General features: G+C 71.2%; 23 protein-coding genes, 1 rRNA gene, 1 other RNA gene and 1 riboswitch. Of the genes, 5 read left to right on the plus strand and 20 right to left on the minus strand.

The window, feature by feature from the left end; all coding sequences use genetic code 11:
* Window positions 1–100: 100 nt before the first annotated feature.
* The 4 genes from pip to EV683_RS05720 form a co-directional block, all read right to left on the minus strand.
* On the minus strand, window positions 101–1,033 hold the full coding sequence (gene pip / locus EV683_RS05705; RefSeq protein ID WP_131862133.1) for a prolyl aminopeptidase: 933 nt from the start codon (window positions 1,031–1,033) through the stop codon (window positions 101–103).
* Between the two features lie 11 nt (window positions 1,034–1,044).
* Window positions 1,045–1,575, minus strand: coding sequence for a cytochrome b (locus EV683_RS05710; RefSeq protein ID WP_131862134.1), 531 nt, complete (start codon window positions 1,573–1,575; stop codon window positions 1,045–1,047).
* 127 nt (window positions 1,576–1,702) lie between these two features.
* Window positions 1,703–2,509 (minus strand): sulfite exporter TauE/SafE family protein, encoded by an 807-nt coding sequence (locus tag EV683_RS05715; protein ID WP_131862135.1) that lies wholly within the window; start codon window positions 2,507–2,509, stop codon window positions 1,703–1,705.
* Entirely contained in the window at window positions 2,509–2,967 is a 459-nt protein-coding gene (locus tag EV683_RS05720; protein WP_066611075.1) for an EVE domain-containing protein, read from the minus strand. Before EV683_RS05720 ends, EV683_RS05715 begins: the two co-directional genes overlap by 1 nt.
* An 87-nt stretch (window positions 2,968–3,054) precedes the next feature.
* On the opposite strand from EV683_RS05720, the gene EV683_RS05725 reads away from it, so the two are divergent.
* Window positions 3,055–3,228 carry a vir-repressed protein gene (locus EV683_RS05725; protein WP_131862136.1) on the plus strand — a complete coding sequence of 58 codons (174 nt, stop codon included), beginning with the start codon at window positions 3,055–3,057 and terminating at the stop codon, window positions 3,226–3,228.
* A 19-nt stretch (window positions 3,229–3,247) separates the two neighbouring features.
* On the opposite strand, the gene EV683_RS05730 is transcribed toward EV683_RS05725, so the two are convergent.
* The 7 genes from EV683_RS05730 to EV683_RS05760 form a co-directional block, all read right to left on the minus strand.
* Window positions 3,248–3,823 (minus strand): 5-formyltetrahydrofolate cyclo-ligase, encoded by a 576-nt coding sequence (locus tag EV683_RS05730; RefSeq protein WP_131862137.1) that lies wholly within the window; start codon window positions 3,821–3,823, stop codon window positions 3,248–3,250.
* 58 nt (window positions 3,824–3,881) lie between these two features.
* Window positions 3,882–4,066, minus strand: a non-coding RNA gene (gene ssrS, locus EV683_RS05735) — 6S RNA.
* Window positions 4,067–4,091: 25 nt separating this feature from the next.
* Entirely contained in the window at window positions 4,092–4,409 is a 318-nt protein-coding gene (locus tag EV683_RS05740; RefSeq protein ID WP_066611071.1) for a cell division protein ZapA, read from the minus strand.
* Window positions 4,406–4,615 carry a hypothetical protein gene (locus EV683_RS05745; RefSeq protein ID WP_066611070.1) on the minus strand — a complete coding sequence of 70 codons (210 nt, stop codon included), beginning with the start codon at window positions 4,613–4,615 and terminating at the stop codon, window positions 4,406–4,408. Before EV683_RS05745 ends, EV683_RS05740 begins: the two co-directional genes overlap by 4 nt.
* A gap of 21 nt (window positions 4,616–4,636) precedes the next feature.
* On the minus strand, window positions 4,637–5,518 hold the full coding sequence (locus EV683_RS05750; protein ID WP_131862138.1) for a helical backbone metal receptor: 882 nt from the start codon (window positions 5,516–5,518) through the stop codon (window positions 4,637–4,639).
* Window positions 5,515–6,045, minus strand: coding sequence for a bifunctional adenosylcobinamide kinase/adenosylcobinamide-phosphate guanylyltransferase (gene cobU / locus EV683_RS05755; RefSeq protein ID WP_131862139.1), 531 nt, complete (start codon window positions 6,043–6,045; stop codon window positions 5,515–5,517). The genes EV683_RS05750 and cobU overlap by 4 nt, the downstream gene beginning before the upstream one ends.
* A gap of 96 nt (window positions 6,046–6,141) precedes the next feature.
* Window positions 6,142–7,983 (minus strand): TonB-dependent receptor domain-containing protein, encoded by a 1,842-nt coding sequence (locus EV683_RS05760; protein WP_165916792.1) that lies wholly within the window; start codon window positions 7,981–7,983, stop codon window positions 6,142–6,144.
* A 165-nt stretch (window positions 7,984–8,148) separates the two neighbouring features.
* Window positions 8,149–8,342: riboswitch (cobalamin riboswitch) on the minus strand.
* Between the two features lie 41 nt (window positions 8,343–8,383).
* Between EV683_RS05760 and cobT the strand changes: the two genes are divergently transcribed.
* The 4 genes from cobT (at window position 8,384) to zigA (ending at window position 12,278) form a co-directional block, all read left to right on the plus strand.
* Entirely contained in the window at window positions 8,384–9,457 is a 1,074-nt protein-coding gene (cobT, locus tag EV683_RS05765; protein ID WP_131862141.1) for a nicotinate-nucleotide--dimethylbenzimidazole phosphoribosyltransferase, read from the plus strand.
* Window positions 9,454–10,053: a histidine phosphatase family protein gene (locus EV683_RS05770; RefSeq protein WP_131862142.1), complete on the plus strand. Its 600-nt coding sequence runs from the start codon at window positions 9,454–9,456 to the stop codon at window positions 10,051–10,053. The genes cobT and EV683_RS05770 overlap by 4 nt, the downstream gene beginning before the upstream one ends.
* On the plus strand, window positions 10,053–10,787 hold the full coding sequence (locus EV683_RS05775; protein ID WP_131862143.1) for an adenosylcobinamide-GDP ribazoletransferase: 735 nt from the start codon (window positions 10,053–10,055) through the stop codon (window positions 10,785–10,787). The genes EV683_RS05770 and EV683_RS05775 overlap by 1 nt, the downstream gene beginning before the upstream one ends.
* Window positions 10,788–11,045: 258 nt before the next feature.
* Complete coding sequence (gene zigA / locus EV683_RS05785) at window positions 11,046–12,278, plus strand: zinc metallochaperone GTPase ZigA (RefSeq protein ID WP_131862145.1); 1,233 nt, start codon at window positions 11,046–11,048, stop codon at window positions 12,276–12,278.
* Window positions 12,279–12,347: 69 nt separating this feature from the next.
* On the opposite strand, the gene speB is transcribed toward zigA, so the two are convergent.
* From speB to rrf, 9 genes are all read right to left on the minus strand, one after another.
* The gene (gene speB, locus EV683_RS05790) at window positions 12,348–13,313 is read right to left on the minus strand and encodes an agmatinase (protein ID WP_066611059.1); all 966 of its coding nucleotides are present in this window, start codon (window positions 13,311–13,313) and stop codon (window positions 12,348–12,350) included.
* Between the two features lie 159 nt (window positions 13,314–13,472).
* The gene (locus tag EV683_RS05795) at window positions 13,473–14,144 is read right to left on the minus strand and encodes a hypothetical protein (RefSeq protein WP_131862146.1); all 672 of its coding nucleotides are present in this window, start codon (window positions 14,142–14,144) and stop codon (window positions 13,473–13,475) included.
* Window positions 14,145–14,200: 56 nt separating this feature from the next.
* Window positions 14,201–15,016: a YoaK family protein gene (locus EV683_RS05800; RefSeq protein ID WP_231879836.1), complete on the minus strand. Its 816-nt coding sequence runs from the start codon at window positions 15,014–15,016 to the stop codon at window positions 14,201–14,203.
* Between the two features lie 15 nt (window positions 15,017–15,031).
* Window positions 15,032–15,814 (minus strand): SPOR domain-containing protein, encoded by a 783-nt coding sequence (locus EV683_RS05805; protein ID WP_131862147.1) that lies wholly within the window; start codon window positions 15,812–15,814, stop codon window positions 15,032–15,034.
* Window positions 15,811–16,524: a type III pantothenate kinase gene (locus EV683_RS05810; protein WP_131862148.1), complete on the minus strand. Its 714-nt coding sequence runs from the start codon at window positions 16,522–16,524 to the stop codon at window positions 15,811–15,813. The genes EV683_RS05805 and EV683_RS05810 overlap by 4 nt, the downstream gene beginning before the upstream one ends.
* The gene (locus EV683_RS05815; RefSeq protein ID WP_131862149.1) at window positions 16,521–17,486 is read right to left on the minus strand and encodes a biotin--[acetyl-CoA-carboxylase] ligase; all 966 of its coding nucleotides are present in this window, start codon (window positions 17,484–17,486) and stop codon (window positions 16,521–16,523) included. Before EV683_RS05815 ends, EV683_RS05810 begins: the two co-directional genes overlap by 4 nt.
* Entirely contained in the window at window positions 17,483–17,986 is a 504-nt protein-coding gene (gene rfaE2 / locus EV683_RS05820; RefSeq protein ID WP_131862150.1) for a D-glycero-beta-D-manno-heptose 1-phosphate adenylyltransferase, read from the minus strand. The genes EV683_RS05815 and rfaE2 overlap by 4 nt, the downstream gene beginning before the upstream one ends.
* Window positions 17,958–18,827 (minus strand): ferritin family protein, encoded by an 870-nt coding sequence (locus tag EV683_RS05825; RefSeq protein WP_066611047.1) that lies wholly within the window; start codon window positions 18,825–18,827, stop codon window positions 17,958–17,960. Before EV683_RS05825 ends, rfaE2 begins: the two co-directional genes overlap by 29 nt.
* A 179-nt stretch (window positions 18,828–19,006) precedes the next feature.
* A 5S ribosomal RNA gene (gene rrf, locus EV683_RS14790) occupies window positions 19,007–19,089 on the minus strand; the annotation flags it as partial.

The following is a 19,089-nucleotide window of genomic DNA, read 5'->3' on the forward strand; positions in this document are numbered from 1 at the left end:
CGCGGCGAAGTGGCCGACAGTGCGGCAAGTGTCGGAAAAAGCAAAGCTTGCCGGCGCGGGACCTGGCCGAGGCGACGCGCCATCATCGGGCGCGCGGCCGTCAGCCCCAGCCCTTGGCGACGTCGAGCGCGGCGAGCGTTGCCTCGAGCACGCCCGGCTCCCATAGCGAGTGGCCGGCGGCGTCGACCATCCGCAACTCGGCCCTCGGCCAACGTTGCGCGAGCTCCCACGCCGACACCGGCGGGCAGACGAGGTCGTAGCGGCCCTGCACGATGACGCCGGGCAGGTGGGCGATGCGCGCGACGCCGTCCAAGAGCGGCGCGTCGGCGAGGAACAGCCGGTGCACGAAGTAATGCGCCTCGAGCCGCGCGATCGCGTAGGCGGCGCTGTCGACGCCGCCGGGGGTCGGCGACGGCAGCAGCGTCGCGCACGCGTCCTCGTAGCCGGCCCAGGCGCGCGCGGCGGCGAGGCGCACGTCCGGGTCGTCGTCGGTCAGGCGCGCGTAGTAGGACGCCAGCAGGTCGCCGCGCTCGGCTTCCGGCAAGGCGGCGAGGAAGGCGGCGCGCGCCTCGGGCTGGAAGTCGCCCATCTTGTGCATGAACCAGTCGACCTCGCTGTCGCGGCCGAGAAAGACGCCGCGCAGGATCAGCCCGGTCACGCGCTCGGGGTGCGCCTCGGCGTAGGCGAGCGCCAGCGTGCTGCCCCACGAGCCGCCGACGACCAGCCAGCGCTCGACGCCGAGGTGAACGCGCAGCGCCTCGATGTCGGCGACCAGGTGGCCGGTGCTGTTGGCCGAGAGTTCGCCGAAGGGCTGCGAGCGGCCGGCGCCGCGCTGGTCGAACAGCACCGCGCGGTAGTGGTCGGGGTCGAACAGCTGGCGGTGCCGTTCGGAACAGCCGGCGCCCGGCCCGCCGTGCAGGAACAGCGCCGGCGCGCCGCAGGCGCGGCCGACCTCCTCCCAGTAGAGGCGGTGGCCGTCGCCGACGTCGATGAGGCCGTTCTGGCGCGGCGGAGTCGGAGGGAACAGCGGCATCGCGGCGCTCCTTAGCGCATGCGCAAGAGCGTGTTGTCGCGCACCACCAGGTGATGCCACAGGGCCGCCGCGATGTGCAGGCCGACCAGCCACATCACCGCCACCCCGACGGTTTCGTGGATTTCCTTGAGCACCTTGGCGAAACCCTTGTCCTCGCCGACCAGCGTCGGCAGCGACAGGCCGAGAAGATCGACCGGCTTGCCGTTGTATTGCAGCATCAGCACGCCGAGCACCGGCAGCGACAGCATGCCGAGGTACAGGAGCATATGGGTCAGGTGCGACAGGCCGGCGACCGCCGCGCTCGGCTTGGGCTCGATCGGCGGCAGCGGCAGCGCCAGTCGCGACAACAGGCGCGGCAGGACCAACAGGCCGACGACGAGGCCGGGCTGGACGTGGACGGACTGCAGGCCGGCGCGCAGCGGCGTGCCCTTGGGAAACAGGCCCTTGGCGTAGACGGCGGCCAGCAAGCCGAACACGGCGGCGGCCATAGTCCAGTGCAAGAAACGGGTCAGCGCGTGCGCGCGGGAACGGGAAGCGGTCATCGGTCTACTCCTTGCGAATCGTTGCGGGCCGCAGGTTCACGGCCCGCGCTTTCCATGACGGTCAGATTCCCAGTAGAACACAAGGCGCGACGCTTGGTTCTGCGCCGCAACAAATCGCTAACAATTTTCAGCGCAGCAGGGACAGCAGCATCTCGGTCGCCGTCACGACCATCAGCAGCGCGAACGCCTTCTTGAGCTTCGCGACCGGCAGCTTGTGCGCGGCGGCCGCGCCGAGCGGCGCCAGCAATACGGTCAGCGCCATCAGGGTCGCCATCGCCGGCAGGTAGACGAAGCCGGCCGAGCCCCACGGCAGGCCGTTCGCCTGCCAGCCGCCGGCGAGGTAGCCGAGCGCGCCCGACACGGCGATCGGCCAGCCGAGCGCCGCGCTGGTCGCGATCGCGCGGTGAATCGGCACGTTGCACCAGCTCATGAACGGCACGCTCATCGAACCGCCGCCGATGCCGACGAAGCTCGAGATCGTGCCGATCAGCCCGGCGGCCGACAGTTGGCCGAGCCGGCCCGGCATCGCACGCTGGCCGGCCGGCTTGGCGTTGAAGAACATCTGCAGCGCGATCGCGTAGGCGTAGACGACGAAAAACCACTTGAGCCCGTCGCTCGGCAGCAGGCCGGCGATCTGGCTGCCGGCGAAGGTGCCGAGCACCACGCCCGGCGCCATGCCGCGCACAATGCCCCAGTCGACCGCACCCTTCCTGTGGTGCGCCATCACGCTGGAAAAGCTGGTGAACACCATCACCGCCAGCGAAGTGCCGACCGCCAGATGCTGCACGTGCTCGCCGCCCAGGTGCGCCGAACCGAGGAACCACACCATCACCGGCACGATGACGAGGCCGCCGCCGACGCCCAAGAGGCCGGCGAGAAAGCCGGCGAGCGCGCCGAAGGCGACCAGGCCGAGGAACAGTTCGACGGGCGGCATCAGGCGAGGATCTCCATCAGGATGCGGCATTCCTCGTCGGTGACCGGCGTGATCGACAGCCGGTTGCCGCGCTTGAGCACCGTCATGCCCTCCAACCCCGGAATCGCGCGCAGCGCGGCCGGCGACAGGTAGGCGGTCTGTTTCGCAAAGCGCACCGATACCGTCTGCCAGCGCGGCGCAGCGTGCGTCGCCTTCGGGTCGAAATAGGGGCTTGCCGGGTCGAACTGGGTCGGATCGACGAGGCCGGTTGCGGCGACCTCGGCCAGGCCGTACAAGCCCGGCTTCTCGCAGCTCGAATGCCAGAACAGCACCGTGTCGCCGACCGCCATCGCGTCGCGCATGAAGTTGCGCGCCTGGTAGTTGCGCACGCCGGTCCAGACGAAGGCGGTCGCCGGCGCGGCGGCCAGGTCGGCGATCGACAACTCGTCGGGCTCGGATTTCATCAGCCAGCAGGCCATCGCTTCATACACCTTTGCAAAAAAAGATCCCCCGTACGCTGACGATGGTTTTCAATCCCGCGCACGACACCCACACGAGGAAATGCCATGAAAATCGTCGCCTGCGCGCTCATGCTCGCCGTGCTGTCCGCCTGTACCGTCACGCCGCCGCGGGTCAGCGTCAAACCGATCGAGATCACGCCGCTCGAAGTGAGCATAGGCGGCGGCGGACACGGCGGCGGCTTCTGCCCACCCGGCCAGGCCAAGAAGGGCCACTGCTGACGCGCGCCTTCGCCCCGAATCAGCGAAAGCGCGTCAACCCGGACTCGGTCAGCAGCGCATCCAGCCGCACGTCCCACGGCTCGCGCGGCACCGCGTCGACCTTCTGGCAGTCGAAGGCGACGCCGACGATCAGCGGCTTGCGCCCGACGCGACGGTGGCGGCGGAAATGCAGCGAGCTGTCGTAGAAGCCGCCGCCCTGGCCGAGCCGGTAGCCGTGCGCGTCGACGCCGACCAGCGGCACGAACAGCACGTCGAGCGATTCGGCGCGCACGCGCGGGCCATGGTATTCCCACAAGTGGTAGCGCGGCTCGCGGTACCAGCGGCCGCGGCCGTCGATCTCGGTGAACCACAGCCGGCGGTGGCGGCGCGGGATGGACGGCACGAACACGCGCGCGCCGCGCCACAGCGCGGCGTTCATCAGCGGCGTCAGGTCGAGCTCGGAGCCGACGGCGACGTAGGCGCCCAGCCGCTTGCCGCGCCCGATCAGCGCGCGCGCGAGACTGGGCAGACGGGCGGCGGCGGCGGTGCGGTAGGCGGGGGAGAGCTTGGCGCGGGCGCGCCTCAGGGTACGACGCAGGACGGTCTTGTCTTGCACGTCTGGGTCCGGGGCAAAAAAATCGGGCCGCCCTAGTGGACGGCCCGAGGCGTTGGGGGATCCCCCCACAGATGTCGGTCCGGCAAAATTCGCTTGAACCCTGTTTCCAGGGGGCCACCTGCCTGGCGCTTCGGGCGCGTTCCGCAAGGGGAACGCGACGCACCCGCGCCGTAGATGCTAGCGGCCAGAGCGAACGCATTGGTTCAAAGGAATTGTGCGCCTTCTCGAACACCGCAGGGGGAAAAAGAAACGTTTCCCGCCATTCCCGTCACACGGAGAACGGCGCCGGTTTGTTCGCGTCGAGCGCGGCGTCGGCCGCCGCACTCATGCCGCGTATTTTACGCTGAAACTCGGCCATCTCCAAGCCGTCGCCGACCTTGGTCTTCAGCAGGTCGTGCGCGATGTTCAGCGCGGCCATGATCGCGATCTTGTCGGCGTCGACGATCTTGCCGGCGCCCTGGATCAGGTTCATCTTGTCCTGCAGCAGACGGACCGCCTCCAAGAGCGTGTCGCGCTCGTCGGCCGGCGTGCCGACCGCGAAGTGGCGACCCAAGAGCTCGATGTCGACCTGGACGATGTCGCTCATGCGGACTCCTCCTCGTCGCGCGGCAGGCGCTCGATCAGCGCCGCCACCCGGTTGCGGGTTTCTTCCAGCCGGAACTTGAGCTCGGCGTTTTCCTTCAGCGCCGCCGCCAGCGCCTCGGCCAACCTTGCATTCTGCGCGCCGGCCTCGCCGAGCGCGGCGATCAGCGCCGCGACGCGGCTTTCGAGATACTCGAGATCGTGTTCCATGGGGGCGAGCATAGCGGCCGCTCAGCGCGGCGTCAAACCGAGCCGGCCGCGCGCTTTTTCGAGCGCCGCGCACACCGCGCCCATGCCGTCGACCAGCCGCGGACCGGGCCGGCCGACCAGGTCGCCGGGCAGCACGTAGCGGGTGCCGGCGGCGACCGCCGGCAGCGTTTTCCAGCGGCTCCAGGCCGCCAGCGTCGCCGCGTCGTTGGCCAGCATCACCTGCGGCCGCGCGGCGAGCACGGTCTCGACCGACACCTGCGGCGCCGGCAGCGGCAGCTTGCCGAACACGTTGCGGCCGCCGCAGCTCTCCACCATCTGGCCGACGAAGCTCGTGTCGCTGACGGTGAAGATCGGCGCCGCGCTGACCTGGTAGAACACCGACACCGGCACCCGCCCGGCGTAGCGCCGGCGCAAGCCGGCCAGCCGCGCGCGGTAGCGCGCCGCCGCCGCGTCGGCGGTCGCGGCGCTGCCGGCCAGCCGGCCGAGCGCGGCGATCTCGACCGCGACGTCGTCGAGCTTCAACGGCCGCGAGATGTAGAGCGGGATGCCGAGCGCGCGCAACCGCGCCTCGTCGCGCACGCCGAGGCCGTCGCGCCAGGCGACCACGAGGTCGGGACGCTGGCGCACCAGCGCCTCGAGGCTGAAGCCCATCACGCCGCCGACGCGCGGCAGCCGCGCCGCCTCGGGCGGGAAGTCGCTGTAGTCGACCGCCGCGACCACGCGCGCGCCGGCGCCGGCCGCGTACAACAGCTCGACCGCGTGCGGCGACAGCGCGACGATGCGCGCGGCAGGGTGCGCCAGCGTCACCGTGCGGCCGGTGGCGTCGTGGACGGCCACCGTCGCGTGCGCGGCGCCGGCCGCCAGCGCCGCGCACGCGGCCAGCCCCCGGATGGACCGCCTCATGCCCCCTCCCCCTTCAACACCAGCGGCAGGCCGCAGGCGACCAGGCTGACGCGGTCGGCCCGCGCCGCGAGGTCCTGGTTGAGCCGACCCAGTTCGTCGACGAAGGCGCGCGTCGCCGCGCCCAGCGGCACCACGCCCCAGCCGATCTCGTTCGTCACCAAAAGCAGCGTGCCCGGCAGGCCGGCCAGCGTCGCCAAGAGCCGCGCGCGCGCCTCGGGCCAAGGTTGGCCGAGCCCGTCCTCGTCGACAAAGTGCATCAGCCACATCGTCATGCAGTCGACCAAGAGCAGCGTGTCGGGCGCGGCGTGGGTGGCCAGCGCGTCGGCGAGCCCGGCGCCGGTCTCGACGCAGCCCCAGTGGGCCGGACGGCGCGCGCGGTGGTGCGCGACGCGCGCGGCGAACTCGGCGTCGGCGGCGTCGCACGCGGCGGTGGCGAGGTAGACGACCGGGCCCGCGTGCGCGAGCGCGAGCGTTTCGGCGTGGCGGCTCTTGCCGGAGCGGGCGCCGCCGCTGATCAGGTGGAGCATGGCAAATGGCCCGACAACCCGGGCGCACGAGGCGACCGGAAAGCATGAAAAAAGCGGCCGCCCCATCGGCCGGCCGCTGCCCGAAAGCGCTGCGCCTTACTGGCTGGCGTAACGCACGCCGAGGAAGTACTCGCGGCGCGGCGTATTGTAGCCGCGAACCAGCTCGTATTCCTTGTCGCCGACGTTGTCGACGCGCGCGTCGAGCGTCCATTGACGGTCGATCGCGTAGCTGGCGAACAGATTGGTCACGCCGTAACCCGCCAGACGGGTGTTGTTGGCGCTGTCGTCGTAACGCCGACCCTGCGCGCGCAGCTCGACGCCGACGGTCAGCGGCTCGACGAGCGCGTAGGATGCCCTCAGGCTGGCGTGGCGGCGCGCGCGGCGCTGCAACTGCTTGCCGTTGTCGGCGTTCTCCGGCGACTGCCAGGTCGCCGACGCCTCGAGCGCCAGCCCGCCGAAGCGGGTGTCGCCGGACAGCGTCGCGCCCTTGATGATCGCGCGGTTCAGGTTGTCGACCGTGCTGAAGTCGGACTTGATCACGATCAGGTTGTCGATCTCGTTGCGGAACAGCACCAGCTTGGCGGCCGATTCGCCGGCGCGGTAGCCGAGCGATGCCTCCCACTGCTTCGACGTTTCCGGCTTCAGGTTCGGATTGCCCTGGTAGCCGAAGGCCAGCGGCCAGTACAGGTCGTTGAAGGTCGGCGCCTTGAACGCGGTGCCGTAGCCGGCGGTCGCCAGCCAGCCCGGCGCGAAGCGCCAGCCGAGGTTGGCCGAGCCGGTGGTCTTGTCGCCAAACTGGCTGTTGTCGTCGTAGCGCAGGTTGGCCTGCGCCAGCAGGGCGCCGAACTCGCCCTGGTAGCCGCCGAACAGCGACTTGACCGTACGCTCGGTCGCGCTGAAGCGGGTCTGCGCCTCGACCTTCTGGTCGACGTGGCTGGCGCCGGCCATCCAGGTACCGACCGCGCTGTTGATATCGTTCTGCCAGGTCCACTCGTCCTGGGTGGTCTGGAACAGGCCGTTGCGGACGGCGAAATTGCCGTCGGTATAGTCCTCGTACTTGTCCTGGGTGCGCGCGAAGCGCAGCGTCGACGTCCACGCGTCGGTCAGCACGTTGCGGCTCTCGACGCTCTGGCCGGTGAGGCGCTGGCGCACCTCGTCCGGCTTGGCGTTGTCGAAACCGCCGTCGTAGTCGGTGGTCGCGAAGGTCTGGAACAGGTTCAGCGACAGCGTCTGGCCCGGCGCCCAGTGCTGGGCGAGGCGCGCGCTGTAGGCCTTGTTCTCGTTGCCGTCGCGGTCGGGGTCGAAGCCGAAGGCGTTGTTGGCGTTGGTCGCCGAGAAGCCGCGCGTCTGGTCGTGGCTGACGCTCAGGCTGAACGCGGTCTGGTCGAGCTGGCCGGACACGTTGGCCGAGACCTTGCGCTGATCGCGCGAACCGCCGCCGACGTTGACCGCGAAACGCGGCGCGCCGCTGCCCTGACGGGTGAAGACCTGGATCACGCCGCCGATCGCGTCGCCGCCGTACAGGCTGGACGCCGGACCGCGCAGGATCTCGATGCGCTCGATCTCGGACAGCGGGATGTGCTGCAGCGCGGTCGAACCGTCGGTGGCCGACACGATGCGCATGCCGTCGACCAGCACGACCGTGTGGTCGGCCTCGGCGCCGCGCAGGAACACGCTGGCGGTCTGGCCGCGGCCGCCGTTGGACGCGACCTCGACGCCGGCAACGCGCGCCAGCAAGGCCGGCAGGTCTTGGGCTCCGGCGCGCGCGATCTCGTCGGCGTCGATCACCGTCACGTCGGACAGCACCTTGGCGACCGGCGTCGCCTGGCGGGTGGCGGTCACCACCACTTCTTCGCCGCGGTATTCGGGCAAGGTGACGGCGAAGGCCTGCGCACAGGCCAGCGACAGCGCGCACAGGGGGAAAAGTCGGGTTTGCATGAAAACACTCCGTTGGCGATGGGACAAGGAGTGCAGGAAGAAGACGGCGGGTGGGCCCCGCTTCTGATACGACACGAACGACAACGGTGCCGCGTCGCGCGGCGCCGGAAGAACTCCTGTCGAAGATCGCCTCCCCGCGATACTCCACATGGGCGGCGCGCTTCCGGCGGCGCCGCTGCGCAGGCCGGTCTCCGGGCTCGGTCCGTCAGCGCCGCGCCTTCCCGTCTTGCGACAGTGGCGTTCGCGGCGCCTGGCGAGCGAACTCGCCGGACCTTACCGTTGCGGGGGCAGCGCCGGTCTTGCACCGGCTTCCCGTTTCACCCGGCGTGACGCCGGGCACCTGCTGGGCACGGATTATACACGGCTTGCCGCCCGGCCGGGCTTGGGGTAGCTTCGCGCGATGGAAAACCGCCCCCTCCCCCGTCCCGACGCCGCCGCGTACGACGCTGCGCGCGCGCGGCAGAACCAGCTCACCAAACCGCCGGGCAGCCTCGGCGTGCTCGAGGACATCGCCTGCCGCTTCGCCGCCTGGCAGGGCCGCGTCAAGCCCGACGCGCCGAATCCGGCGATCACCGTTTTCGCCGCCGACCACGGCGTGGCCGCCGACGGCGTGTCGGCCTTCCCGCAGGCGGTCACCGCCGAGATGGTGAAGAACTTCGCCGCCGGCGGCGCGGCGATCTGCGTGCTCGCGCGCGCCAACGGCGCGCGGCTCGAGGTGGTCGACGCCGGCATCGCCCACCCGCTCGACCCGGCCTTGCCCATCGTGCACGCGCGCGTCGCGGCCGGCTCGGCCAACCTCGCGCGCGAGGCGGCGCTGAGCGAGGCGCAGCTTGACGCCGCACTCGAGGTCGGCGCCGCCGCCGCGCGCCGCGCGGTTGAGGTCGGCGCCGCCGCCGCGCGCCGCGCGGTTGAGGCCGGCGCCAACCTGCTGGTGGCCGGCGACATGGGCATAGGCAACACCACTCCATCGGCGGCGCTGATCTGCGCGTTCACCGGCCACGACATCGACGCCGTCGTCGGCCGCGGCACCGGCGTCGACGACGCGGGGCTGGCGCGCAAGCGCGACGCGGTCGCCCGGGGCCTCGCGCGCGTCGCCGGCCGCGCGCTGACGCCGCGGCAAACCTTGGCCGAGCTCGGCGGGCTGGAGATCGCCGCGATCGCCGGCTTCTACCTCGAGGGCGCGCGCCGCGGCGTGCCGAGCCTGGTCGACGGCTTCATCGCGACCGCCGCCGCGCTGGCCGCCTGCCGCATCGAACCTCTGCTGGCCGACTGGCTGCTGGCCAGCCACGTGTCGCAGGAAACCGGCCACGCGCTGGCGGTGCGCGCGCTGGGCCTTTCGCCGCTGATCGACCTCAGGCTGCGCCTGGGCGAGGGCTCGGGCGCGGCATTGTGCCTGCCGCTGATCGCCCAGGCGATCGCGCTGCACAACGAGATGGCGACCTTTCTTGAGGCCGGCGTGTCGGACGCGCTATGAACCCCTACACCCTGACCCTGCTGCGCCACGGCGAGATCGACCACGACGGCCGGCTGATCGGCCGCACCGACCTGCCGCTCAACGAACAAGGCTGGGCGCAGCTGCGCGACAGCTGGCGCGCCATCGTCGACACCGCGCCGGTGACCGCGCTGGCGACCTCGCCCCTGGCGCGCTGCCGCGCCTTCGCGCTCGAGCAGGCGCTCGCCGCCGGCCTGGCGCTCAAGGTCGACGCGCGCTTCGCCGAGTGCGACTTCGGCGACTGGGACGGCGCGCCGCTCGACGCGCTGTCGGCCTCGATGCCCGACTGGAACGCGCGGCTGGTGGCCGGCGCGCTCGACGCGCCCGGCGGCGAGACGCTCGAGCAATTCCGCACCCGCGTGCTCGAAGGCCTCGCGCAGTGGATGGCCGAGGCGCGCGGCAGCCACCGCGTGCTGGTCGCGCACGCCGGCGTGATCGCGGTGGTGTTGGCCGAGCTGCTCGACACCAGCTTCACCAGCGCGCGGCTGATCGCGGTGCCGCGCGGCGGCTTCGTGCAGCTGTCTATGCTCGACGGCCACCCGGCCTACCTGACCCGCCTCGCCGGGCCGAACGCCTGATGCGCGGCCTGATCCTCGCCGTCCAGTTCCTGACCCGGCTGCCGACGCCGCAGCTGAAAACCTTCGACCCGGCCTGGCTGTCCGACGCCGCGCGCTGGTTCGGCGCGGTCGGCCTGATCGTCGGGCTGCTCGTCGCCGGCACGCTCGATCTGGCCGCGCGGCTCGACCCGTGGGCGGGCGCGCTCGCCGCGCTGTGGCTATGGGTGTGGGTGACCGGCGGCCTGCATCTCGACGGCCTGGCGGATCTGGCCGACGCGCGCGGCGCGGCGCACCGCTCGCGCGAGCGCTTTCTCGACGTGCTGAAGGATCCGCACGTCGGCAGCTTCGGCGTGATCGCGCTGGCGATGGCGATCGCCAGCAAGCTGGTGCTGCTGATGCTGGTGGCGAAAGGCTCGGCCAACCTGTGGGCCGTCGCGCTGGTGCCGGCGTGGGCGCGCTCGCTGGCGGTGCTGTGGTCGGCGACGCTGCCGCCGCTCGCCCCCGGCAGCGGCGAGCGCTTCGCGTGGCGGAGCCACTGGCCCAGCCTCGCCGCCAACCTGGTCGCGCTGGCGCTGCTGTCGGCATGGCTCGCGCCGGCGCTGCTCCCCGCCGCGCTCGCCGCCGGCTTCGCGTGGTGGAATTATCTGAAAAAGACGCTCGGCGGCATGACCGGCGACTGCCTGGGCGCCGGCATCGAGCTGGTCGAGATCGCGCTGTTGGCGACGCTGTTCGTCGCCGCGCGGCTGGCCGGCTGAACGCGGGCACGGCCCGCACGCCGGCCGTGCCCCTTTCCCCGCGACGGCGGCTCACAGCCGCCGCTCGTCTCTCGTCTCTCGTCTCTCGTCTCTCGTCTCTCGTTTCTCGTTTCTCGTTTCTCGTTTCTCGTTTCTCGTTTCTCGTTTCTCGTTTCTCGTTTCTCGTTTCTCGTTTCTCGTTTCTCGTTTCTCGTCAAAAATGTTATACCGTTTCATTTGTTATGGTATAACGCTGCATTTCTGTTCCGGAGTCCCGCGATGACGCCATCCCCCGACCGCCGCCTGCCGGTCACCGTACTGTCCGGCTTTCTTGGCGCCGGCAAGACCACGCTCTTGAACCACATCCTCGCCAACCGCGACGGCCTGAAGGTCGCGGTGATCGTCAACGACATGTCCGAGGTCAACATCGACGCGCAACTGGTGCGCGACGGCGGCGGGCTGACGCGCGCCGACGCGAAGATGGTCGAGCTGTCCAACGGCTGCATCTGCTGCACGCTGCGCGAGGACCTCTTGGTCGAGGTCGCGCGGCTGGCGCGCGACGGCCGCTTCGACTACCTGGTGATCGAGTCGACCGGCATCGCCGAGCCGCTGCCGGTGGCCGAAACCTTCACCTTCCGCGACGAGGACGGCGTCAGCCTGTCCGACATCGCGCGGCTGGATACCATGGTCACCGTGGTCGACGCGGCAGCCTTCCTCGCCGACTACGCGTCGTCCGACAGCCTCGCCGAACGCGGCGACACCGCCGGCGACGGCGACGACCGCGCGCTGGTCGAGCTCTTGATCGAGCAGGTCGAGTTCGCCGACGTGATCGTGATCAACAAGGCCGACCGCGTCGACGACGAAGCGCTCGAGCGGCTGGCCGCCATCCTTGAGGGCCTGAACCCGCGCGCCGAGCAACTGGCCGCGCGCTTCGGCCAGGTGCCGTTGGCCGCCATCCTCGACACCGGCCGCTTCGACTTCGCCGCCGCCGCCGAGGCGCCCGGCTGGCTCGCCGCGCTGAACGGCGAACACCAGCCCGAGACCGAGGCCTACGGCATCGGCAGCTTCGTCTACCGCGCGCGCCGCCCCTTCCACCCGCAGCGCTTCTGGGAGCTGATGTACGGCGGCGACTGGCAGGGCGTGCTGCGCTCCAAGGGCTACTTCTGGCTGGCGAGCCGCCCGGACTGGGTCGGCAACTGGTCGCAGGCCGGCGGCGCCTGTCGCCACGGCCCGGCCGGCCAGTGGTGGGCGGCGGTCGACCCAGGCGAATGGCCGGCCGACGAGGGCTGGCGCGCGCAGATCCGCGCCGACTGGCACGACGACGACCGCGTCGGCGACCGTCGCCAGGAACTGGTGTTCATCGGCGTCGAGCTCGACGAGGTCGCGCTGACGCGGCGGCTCGACGCCTGCCTCTTGACCGAGGCCGAGTGGCAGGCGGGAGAGGCGACGTGGCGCCGCTACGCCGACCCGTTCCCGGCGTGGACCTTCGCCGGCGCCGAACACGCCGACTGAGCAAAGCACAAAAAAGCTCGGCCAACCTTTTGCAGGTTGGCCGAGCTTGTTAACGCCCTGCGCCGGCGCTTACAGCTTGCCGGCGAGCTTGCGGTTGCGCAGCAGGCAGAGGATGTCGCAGGCGATGTGCGCGGCGGCGATCGCGGTGATCTCGCTCTGGTCGAAACTCGGCGCGACCTCGACCACGTCGGCGCCGACGATGTTCAGCTCGCCCAGGCCGCGGATGATCGCCAGCGCCTGCGCGCTCGTCAGCCCGCCCGGCACCGGGGTGCCGGTGCCGGGCGCGAACGCCGGGTCGAGACAGTCGATGTCGAAGGTCAAATACACCGGCTTGTCGCCGATGCGCTCCTTGATGCGCGCGATGGTTGCCTCGACGCCGTTCTCGTGCACCCACGGCGCGAACAGCATGTCCAGCCCCATGAAATCGTCGTTCCAGGTGCGGATGCCGACCTGCGCCGAGGTGGCCGGGTCGATCAGGCCGTCCTTGACCGCCTTGTAGAACATGGTGCCGTGGTTTAGCGAGTCGGGATTGTCGTCGGCCCAGGTGTCGCAGTGCGCGTCGAAGTGCAGCAGCGACAGCGGCTTGCCGTATTTCTCGGCGTGCGCGATCAAGAGCGGATAGGTGACGAAGTGGTCGCCGCCGAAGGTCAGCATCTTCGCGCCGGAGGCGAGGATGGTGCGCGCGTGCTCGACGATGGCCGGCTTGATCGTCAGCGGGTTGTGCGCGTCGAACCAGCAGTCGCCGTAGTCGATCACCGCCAGGTCGTCGAACGGGTCGAAGCCCCACGGGAACGGTTTGAGCTCGGCCAGCTGCACGCTGGCGGCGCGCACCGCCTGCGGGCCCTGGCGCGCGCCGGAGCGGAAGGTGGTGGCGAGGTCCAAAGGAATGCCGGACACCGCGACGTCGACGCCGCTCAGGTCGCGCGTGTAGTTGCGGCGCATGAAGCTGAGGACGCCGGCGTAGGTGTTTTCGATCGAGGAGCCGTACAGCGAGTCGCGACGGATGGCGCCGTCGCCGTGGATGATGCCAGTCATGGAGGTCTCCATGGCGGACGCCGGGCCAGGAGCGGGAAAAGGCGGCCCGACGATTCCCGTCCATCTTGCGAGCCGACGGGTGAAGGCTGCCGCGCCACCTCGGCGCGGTTTGCAGGCCAGAGTGTGCCGCGCGCCGCGCGAGGATGCAAGGCGCCGGGCTCAGTCACCGGCGTCGCGCGCGACCGGCATCGTCTGCTGCTGCATCAGGAACAGCGCCTCGTTCGGCACGCCGGCGTCGACCGGCACGACGGTGCGCGGCGCCGGCAGGCGCTTGGGCTCGACGGCAGCCGCGAGCGCCGGCGCCTTGCGACGCGGCGCCGGCGACGCGACCGGCTCGGCGGGCGGCGGCGCGGCCGCGACGTCGTCCTCCTGCGGTTCGTGCACGACGGCCGTCACCGTCGCGGCCTCGTGGCGCGCCTCCTCGGCCGCGCCGCCGCCGGCCAGCGCGAGCGCCGGGTGCGGCGCCGCCGGCGGCTCGTCGCGCAGCTGCGACAGCGTCGGATGCACCTCGGCGCCGGTCGGCGCCAGCGGCTCGGGGGCGTCCCGCTCGGAGCTGGCGGCGGCGACCACGTTGTTGCGCGGCTGGACTGGGTGGCCGAGCCACTGCGCCAGTTGCCAGCCGAACAGCGCGGTCGCGCCGGCCAGCAGCACGAGGGACAGCAGCCAGGCCAGCAGGCGACGGTGGTTGCGCGGCCGCGGCGCGACGCGCGCGGCGGCGAGGTCGTGGCCGCAGTAGGGGCAGAGCTTGACGCCGCCACGCGGGAGCGGCTGGTGACAGTCCGGGCAGTCGGGGTGCCCGCTGGTGAAGTGCTTGTGCGCGGCGTCGATCATGACTCATCTCCTGCCTGCGTCGGAAAAACGGGGCGCCTGCGCGCCCCAACCTCAGCTTAGAGCGAGTCGCCCGCCTTTTCACGGCTTTTTCGCGCGGGCCAGCGCCCTTGCCGGCGCAGCATCCGGTGGCGCAGGCGCAGGTCGTACCACATCGGCCGCAGGCCCAGCGAGAGCAGCAGCAGCGCCAGCGGCACGGTGAAACCGTAACCGGCGTAGCCGAAACCGAGCGCGCCGGCGACACCGCCGGCGAAGAACAGCACGAGGATCAAGAGGTAGACCGCCAGCTTCTGGCGGTTGGCGCGCACCGGTGCGAGGCGGTGGTGCCGCCGGCGGTTGACGTAGCACAGCTTGGCCAGCTCGATGCCGATGTCAGTGGCGATGCCGGTCATGTGCGTCGAGCGCAAGAGACCGGCCGACAGCTTGGTCACCAGCGTGTTGTGCATGCCCATGATGAAGCACAGCAGCAGCACGGTCGGCGGGGTCAGGAAGCCCGGGTGGCGGGCGAGGTGGGCGCCCATCAGGCCGAACAGCAACAGAAGCAGCGCCTCGCCGGCGATCGGCGCGCCCCAGGCGGCGCGCAGGCGGCGACGGCGCGACCAGTGCAGCCAGAAGGTCGCGTTGGCGGCGCCGGCGATGAAGGCCAGCACCATGGTCAGCATCGAGGCGGCCAGGCGCAGCTCGCCGAGCGCGAGATGGTCGGCGAGGCTGGAGACCGCGCCGGTGACGTGCGAGGTGTAGCGGTGGACGGCGAGGAAGCCGCCGGCGTTGATCGCGCCGGCCATGAAGGCCATCGCGTAGGCGAGGCGCCGCACGACGGCGTCGTCGAAGCTTCCCTTGTCGATCAGGTGGGTCAGTTCGCGAAAATGCTGCACCCGACCCTCCGCGCGTCAGCGGCAGGTCTTGAGCGGCACGCCGGGCAGCAAGCGCGCCTGCAAGGCGGCGAGCCGGGCGTCGGCGTCGGGGCTCAGCGCGGCAAAGCGCAGCGTGGTCGCGCGCTCGGGCTTGCCGCGGCGCTCGACGCGCGCGTCGGCGACGCCGGCGGCCTTGAGCTTGGCCAGCAGCGCGTTCGCGCCCTCTTCCTTGGCGAACAGGCCGAGCGACAGCGCGCCGTGCCGTTCGGGGTCGCTGGCAACCGGGTAGTTGTCGAAGCCCTTGAGCTTGAGCTCGGCCGACAGCGCGCGCGTGGCCTCGGGCGTCGCGCGCCGCGGCAGGTAGACCCAGAACTTGCCGCTGGCCGGCGCGCCCTCGCGCGCGGTCTCGGCGGCAGCCAGGCCGAGCGGCGCGAGGCCCGCCCTGACGCGCGCCAGCTGCGCGTCGGTGAGCTCGCCCCACTGGCGGCAGACGGCGGCGCCCTGGTCGGCGCGGGCCGCTTCGGCGCGCTTGTCGGCCGGCGCGGCGGGCTTGACAGGCTTGGCGACGGTGGCGCTGGCGACGGCGGGCGCGTCGAGCGTGGCCGGCAGCTCGCTGGCGACGGCCGGCTGCGCCTCGGCCAACGGCCGGCTCGCCTCGGCCGGCGTCGCCTCCTCGCTACGCCAACCGCCCGGCAGTAGCTTGATGCCCTGCGGGTTGACCTCCAGCGCGTGCAGGTCGCCGGGCGCGCGCGCGCTCAGCGTGCCCCACAAGGCGACCAGCAGGTTAAGCAGCACCACCAGCCCGAAAAACCATTTCATCGGCAATCCGCCACGCTCATCAAACCCAGAAGCACGAGATTATCCACCAGATCGGCCGGCCCGGTAAGGCGGGCAGCCAGCGGCGCGGCGTCTCCGCCGCTGAGCAGCACGCGCACCCCGCTGCGGCCGGTGCGCTCGGCCAACCTTTGCCGCATCCGCTCGACGGCGCCGGCCAGCGCGTCCCACGCGCCGGTCGCGAGCGCGTCTGGGGTGTTGTCGGGAAAGTCGCGCCAGACGCCGGGCTCGCGCTTCAATTGCGCGGTATTGCCGGCCAGCGCGGCGAGCATCAAGCGCGCGCCGGGCGCGATCGCGCCGCCGAGGTAGTCGCCGTCGGCGCTCAGCGCCTCGACGGTCAGCGCGGTGCCGGCCAGCGCGATCACCAGGTCCTCGCCCGGATGCAGCGCGCGCGCGCCGAGCACCGCGAGCCAACGGTCGACGCCCTGCTCGGCGACCTGCCGGTAATGGTTGCGCACGTCGCCGCGCGCGGTTTCGCTGGCGACCCAGCGGATGGACACGCCGACGGCCGTCTCGATCGCCGCCCTGGCCGCGTCGCCGGCGACGCAGGCGCCCCAGGCCTCGGCGACCGGCGGCAGCCGGCCGGCCAGCGTGCCGAGTGCGCCGTGCGCGACGGCGCCGTGCGCGACGACGCGTCCGGCCTCGCACAGCGCCCATTTGACGCGGGTGTTGCCGGCGTCGATCAACAGTTTCATGCGATCGGCCTCAGGCTCAGCTCGCCGGCGAACAGCGCGCGCCGGCCGGCCTCGCCGTCGAGCAGCAGCGCGCCGCGTTCGTCGACGCCGGCGAACACGCCCTCGTGCGGCGCACCCTGCGCCGGCGTCAGGCGCACCGCCTCGCCCAGATAGGCGGCGTGGCGCTGCCACTCGTCGCGGAAGGCGGCGAAGCCGTGCGCGTCGAAATCGGCCAGCACGACGGCCAGCTCGCTCAGCAGCGCCGCAAGCAGCGCGTTGCGGCCGACCGCGACGCCCGCGTCGGCCAGGCCGGCGACCGGCTGGCCGACGTCGCCGGGCGCGGCGAGGTTGACGCCGACGCCGATCACCACGCTGGCCGGGCCCTGCACGTCGCCGGACAGCTCGATCAGCACGCCGGCGAGTTTCTTGCCGCCCAGCAGCACGTCGTTCGGCCACTTGAGCGCCACCGGCGCGCCGACGCGCGCCAAGGTGCGCGCCAGCGCGACGCCGACGGCGAGCGACAGGCCCGACAGCTCGGCCGGCCCCTTGTCGAAGCGCCATAGCAAGGAGAAAGCCAGCGCGCCGCCGAGGCGCATGCGCCAAGCGCGGCCGAGCCTGCCGCGACCGGCGTCCTGCCATTCGGCGGCGAGCACCAGGCCGTGCGGCGCCGAGTCGACGCGGCGCATCAGCTGGGTATTGGTCGAATCGACGCGTTCGGCGAGCGCGAGCGCGAGCATGTCGGCCGCCGGCCCGGACAGCTGCTCGCGCACCGCGGCGACGTCGAGCCATTCGATAGTCTCGGGCAGCTTGTAGCCCTGGCCGCGCACCTTGAACACCGTCAGGCCGAAGTCGGCCTCGGCGTCACGCAACGCTTGCCATACCAGCGTGCGCGAACAGCCGAGCGCGCGCGCGATGTCCTCGCCGGAGTGGAAGCGGCCGTCGGACAGCGCGCGCAGCGCCGCGAAGGCGTGCGCGTCGCTCATGCGCGGCCTTCGCTGGCGCGGATCTTGTTGAGCGTCGCGGTGGTCGAGGTGTCGAACAGGAAGGGGATCGAGTGGACGGCGCCGCCGCGCGCCAGCGTCTCGGCGCTGCCGACGATCCTGTCGATCGTCCAGTCGCCGCCCTTGACCAGCACGTCGGGCTTGACCCGCTCGATCAGCTCGGCCGGCGTGTCCTCGTCGAACCAGGTCACCAGCGCGACCGATTCGAGCGCGGCCAGCACCGCGGCGCGGCTCTCCAACGGATTGATCGGACGGTCGTCGCCCTTGCCCTGGCGCCGGACCGAGGCGTCGGTGTTGACCGCGACGATCAGGCTCGCGCCCAGCGCCGCCGCCTGCGCAAGGTAGGTGACGTGGCCGCGGTGCAGGATGTCGAAGCAGCCGTTGGTGAACACGATCGGGCGCGGCAGCTCGGCCAACCTTGCGTCAAGGTCGGCCGGGGCGCACACCTTCGCCTCAAACCGCGGCGTCGGGTACGGCGCCATCGCCGGCCTCCTTGAGGTTGGCCAGAATCTGCTTGCGGTAGCGGTTCAGCGCGGTGACGGTCTCCAGCGGCACCTCGAACAGGCTCGACAGGTTGCGCAGGATGCCGCCGACCACGCGCGCTTCCCAGTCCTCGTCGAAGCGGATCTTGCTGGTCAGCCAGTCCTCGAGCCAGTCCGGATCAGGCAGGCGCGACTGGATGGTGTCGTTCGGGAACAGCGACTCGTTGACGTGCAGGTTGGTCGGGTGCAGCGGCTTGGCCGAGCGGGCGCTCGACGCCATCAACAGGCCGATCTTGGCGAAAGCTGCACGCGCCTGGTCGCCGTACTCGGCGATCGCCTTCTTCATGTACTTCAGGTAGGCGCCGCCGTGGCGGGCTTCATCCTGCGACAGGTGCTTGTAGATCGCCTTGATCACCGGCTCGGTGTGCCATTCGCTGGCGCAGCGGTACCACTGGGTCAGGCGCACCTCGCCGCAGAAGTGCAGCATCAGCGTTTCGAGCGGCGGCGCCGGATCGAACTCGAAGCGCACCGCGTGCAGTTCTTCTTCGGTCGGTACCAGCTCCGGGCGGAAGCGGCGCAGGTATTCCATCAGCACCAGCGAGTGCTTCTGCTCCTCGTAAAACCAGATCGACATGAAGGCCGAGAAGTCGGAGTCGTGCTGGTTGTCGCGCAGGAACATCTCGGTGGCCGGCAGCGCCGACCACTCGGTGATCGCGTTCATCTTGATCGTGTGCGCCTGCTCGTCGGAGAGCTTGTCACCCTCGAACGTGTCCCAGGGAATATCGTCTGCCATGTTCCAGCGGGCTTTCTCGAGCTGGGCGTACAGTTCGGGGTACAGCATGGTGGATTCGTCCTTTATCAACACAGGCCGCCATTGTAAGACACCCGAACAAAGACGGCACGCCGGTACACGACTGTCGCCGTTTTGCCACAGGCGCGTCACGCTTTCGTCATGCCGAATGGCGACGTCGCAAAACAACAACGCCCCGAGCATGGGCTCGGGGCGTGGTCTTGAGGGGCGTCTGGCGGTGACCTACTTTCACACGGGAACCCGCACTATCATCGGCGCTGAGGCGTTTCACGGTCCTGTTCGGGATGGGAAG

It is taken from the genome of Crenobacter luteus, from assembly GCF_004345725.1.
Taxonomy (GTDB): Bacteria; Pseudomonadota; Gammaproteobacteria; order Burkholderiales; family Chromobacteriaceae; genus Crenobacter; species Crenobacter luteus.

What these genes read in the sequence shown, in the direction of transcription:
- pip (WP_131862133.1), bottom strand. Translation starts at nt 1,033, where the DNA reads ATGCCGCTGTTCCCTCCGACTCCGCCGCGCCAGAACGGCCTCATCGAC.
- EV683_RS05710 (WP_131862134.1), bottom strand. Translation starts at nt 1,575, where the DNA reads ATGACCGCTTCCCGTTCCCGCGCGCACGCGCTGACCCGTTTCTTGCAC.
- EV683_RS05715 (WP_131862135.1), bottom strand. Translation starts at nt 2,509, where the DNA reads ATGCCGCCCGTCGAACTGTTCCTCGGCCTGGTCGCCTTCGGCGCGCTC.
- EV683_RS05720 (WP_066611075.1), bottom strand. Translation starts at nt 2,967, where the DNA reads ATGGCCTGCTGGCTGATGAAATCCGAGCCCGACGAGTTGTCGATCGCC.
- EV683_RS05725 (WP_131862136.1), top strand. Translation starts at nt 3,055, where the DNA reads ATGAAAATCGTCGCCTGCGCGCTCATGCTCGCCGTGCTGTCCGCCTGT.
- EV683_RS05740 (WP_066611071.1), bottom strand. Translation starts at nt 4,409, where the DNA reads ATGAGCGACATCGTCCAGGTCGACATCGAGCTCTTGGGTCGCCACTTC.
- EV683_RS05745 (WP_066611070.1), bottom strand. Translation starts at nt 4,615, where the DNA reads ATGGAACACGATCTCGAGTATCTCGAAAGCCGCGTCGCGGCGCTGATC.
- EV683_RS05750 (WP_131862138.1), bottom strand. Translation starts at nt 5,518, where the DNA reads ATGAGGCGGTCCATCCGGGGGCTGGCCGCGTGCGCGGCGCTGGCGGCC.
- cobU (WP_131862139.1), bottom strand. Translation starts at nt 6,045, where the DNA reads ATGCTCCACCTGATCAGCGGCGGCGCCCGCTCCGGCAAGAGCCGCCAC.
- EV683_RS05760 (WP_165916792.1), bottom strand. Translation starts at nt 7,983, where the DNA reads ATGCAAACCCGACTTTTCCCCCTGTGCGCGCTGTCGCTGGCCTGTGCG.
- cobT (WP_131862141.1), top strand. Translation starts at nt 8,384, where the DNA reads ATGGAAAACCGCCCCCTCCCCCGTCCCGACGCCGCCGCGTACGACGCT.
- EV683_RS05770 (WP_131862142.1), top strand. Translation starts at nt 9,454, where the DNA reads ATGAACCCCTACACCCTGACCCTGCTGCGCCACGGCGAGATCGACCAC.
- EV683_RS05775 (WP_131862143.1), top strand. Translation starts at nt 10,053, where the DNA reads ATGCGCGGCCTGATCCTCGCCGTCCAGTTCCTGACCCGGCTGCCGACG.
- zigA (WP_131862145.1), top strand. Translation starts at nt 11,046, where the DNA reads ATGACGCCATCCCCCGACCGCCGCCTGCCGGTCACCGTACTGTCCGGC.
- speB (WP_066611059.1), bottom strand. Translation starts at nt 13,313, where the DNA reads ATGACTGGCATCATCCACGGCGACGGCGCCATCCGTCGCGACTCGCTG.
- EV683_RS05795 (WP_131862146.1), bottom strand. Translation starts at nt 14,144, where the DNA reads ATGATCGACGCCGCGCACAAGCACTTCACCAGCGGGCACCCCGACTGC.
- EV683_RS05805 (WP_131862147.1), bottom strand. Translation starts at nt 15,814, where the DNA reads ATGAAATGGTTTTTCGGGCTGGTGGTGCTGCTTAACCTGCTGGTCGCC.
- EV683_RS05810 (WP_131862148.1), bottom strand. Translation starts at nt 16,524, where the DNA reads ATGAAACTGTTGATCGACGCCGGCAACACCCGCGTCAAATGGGCGCTG.
- EV683_RS05815 (WP_131862149.1), bottom strand. Translation starts at nt 17,486, where the DNA reads ATGAGCGACGCGCACGCCTTCGCGGCGCTGCGCGCGCTGTCCGACGGC.
- rfaE2 (WP_131862150.1), bottom strand. Translation starts at nt 17,986, where the DNA reads ATGGCGCCGTACCCGACGCCGCGGTTTGAGGCGAAGGTGTGCGCCCCG.
- EV683_RS05825 (WP_066611047.1), bottom strand. Translation starts at nt 18,827, where the DNA reads ATGCTGTACCCCGAACTGTACGCCCAGCTCGAGAAAGCCCGCTGGAAC.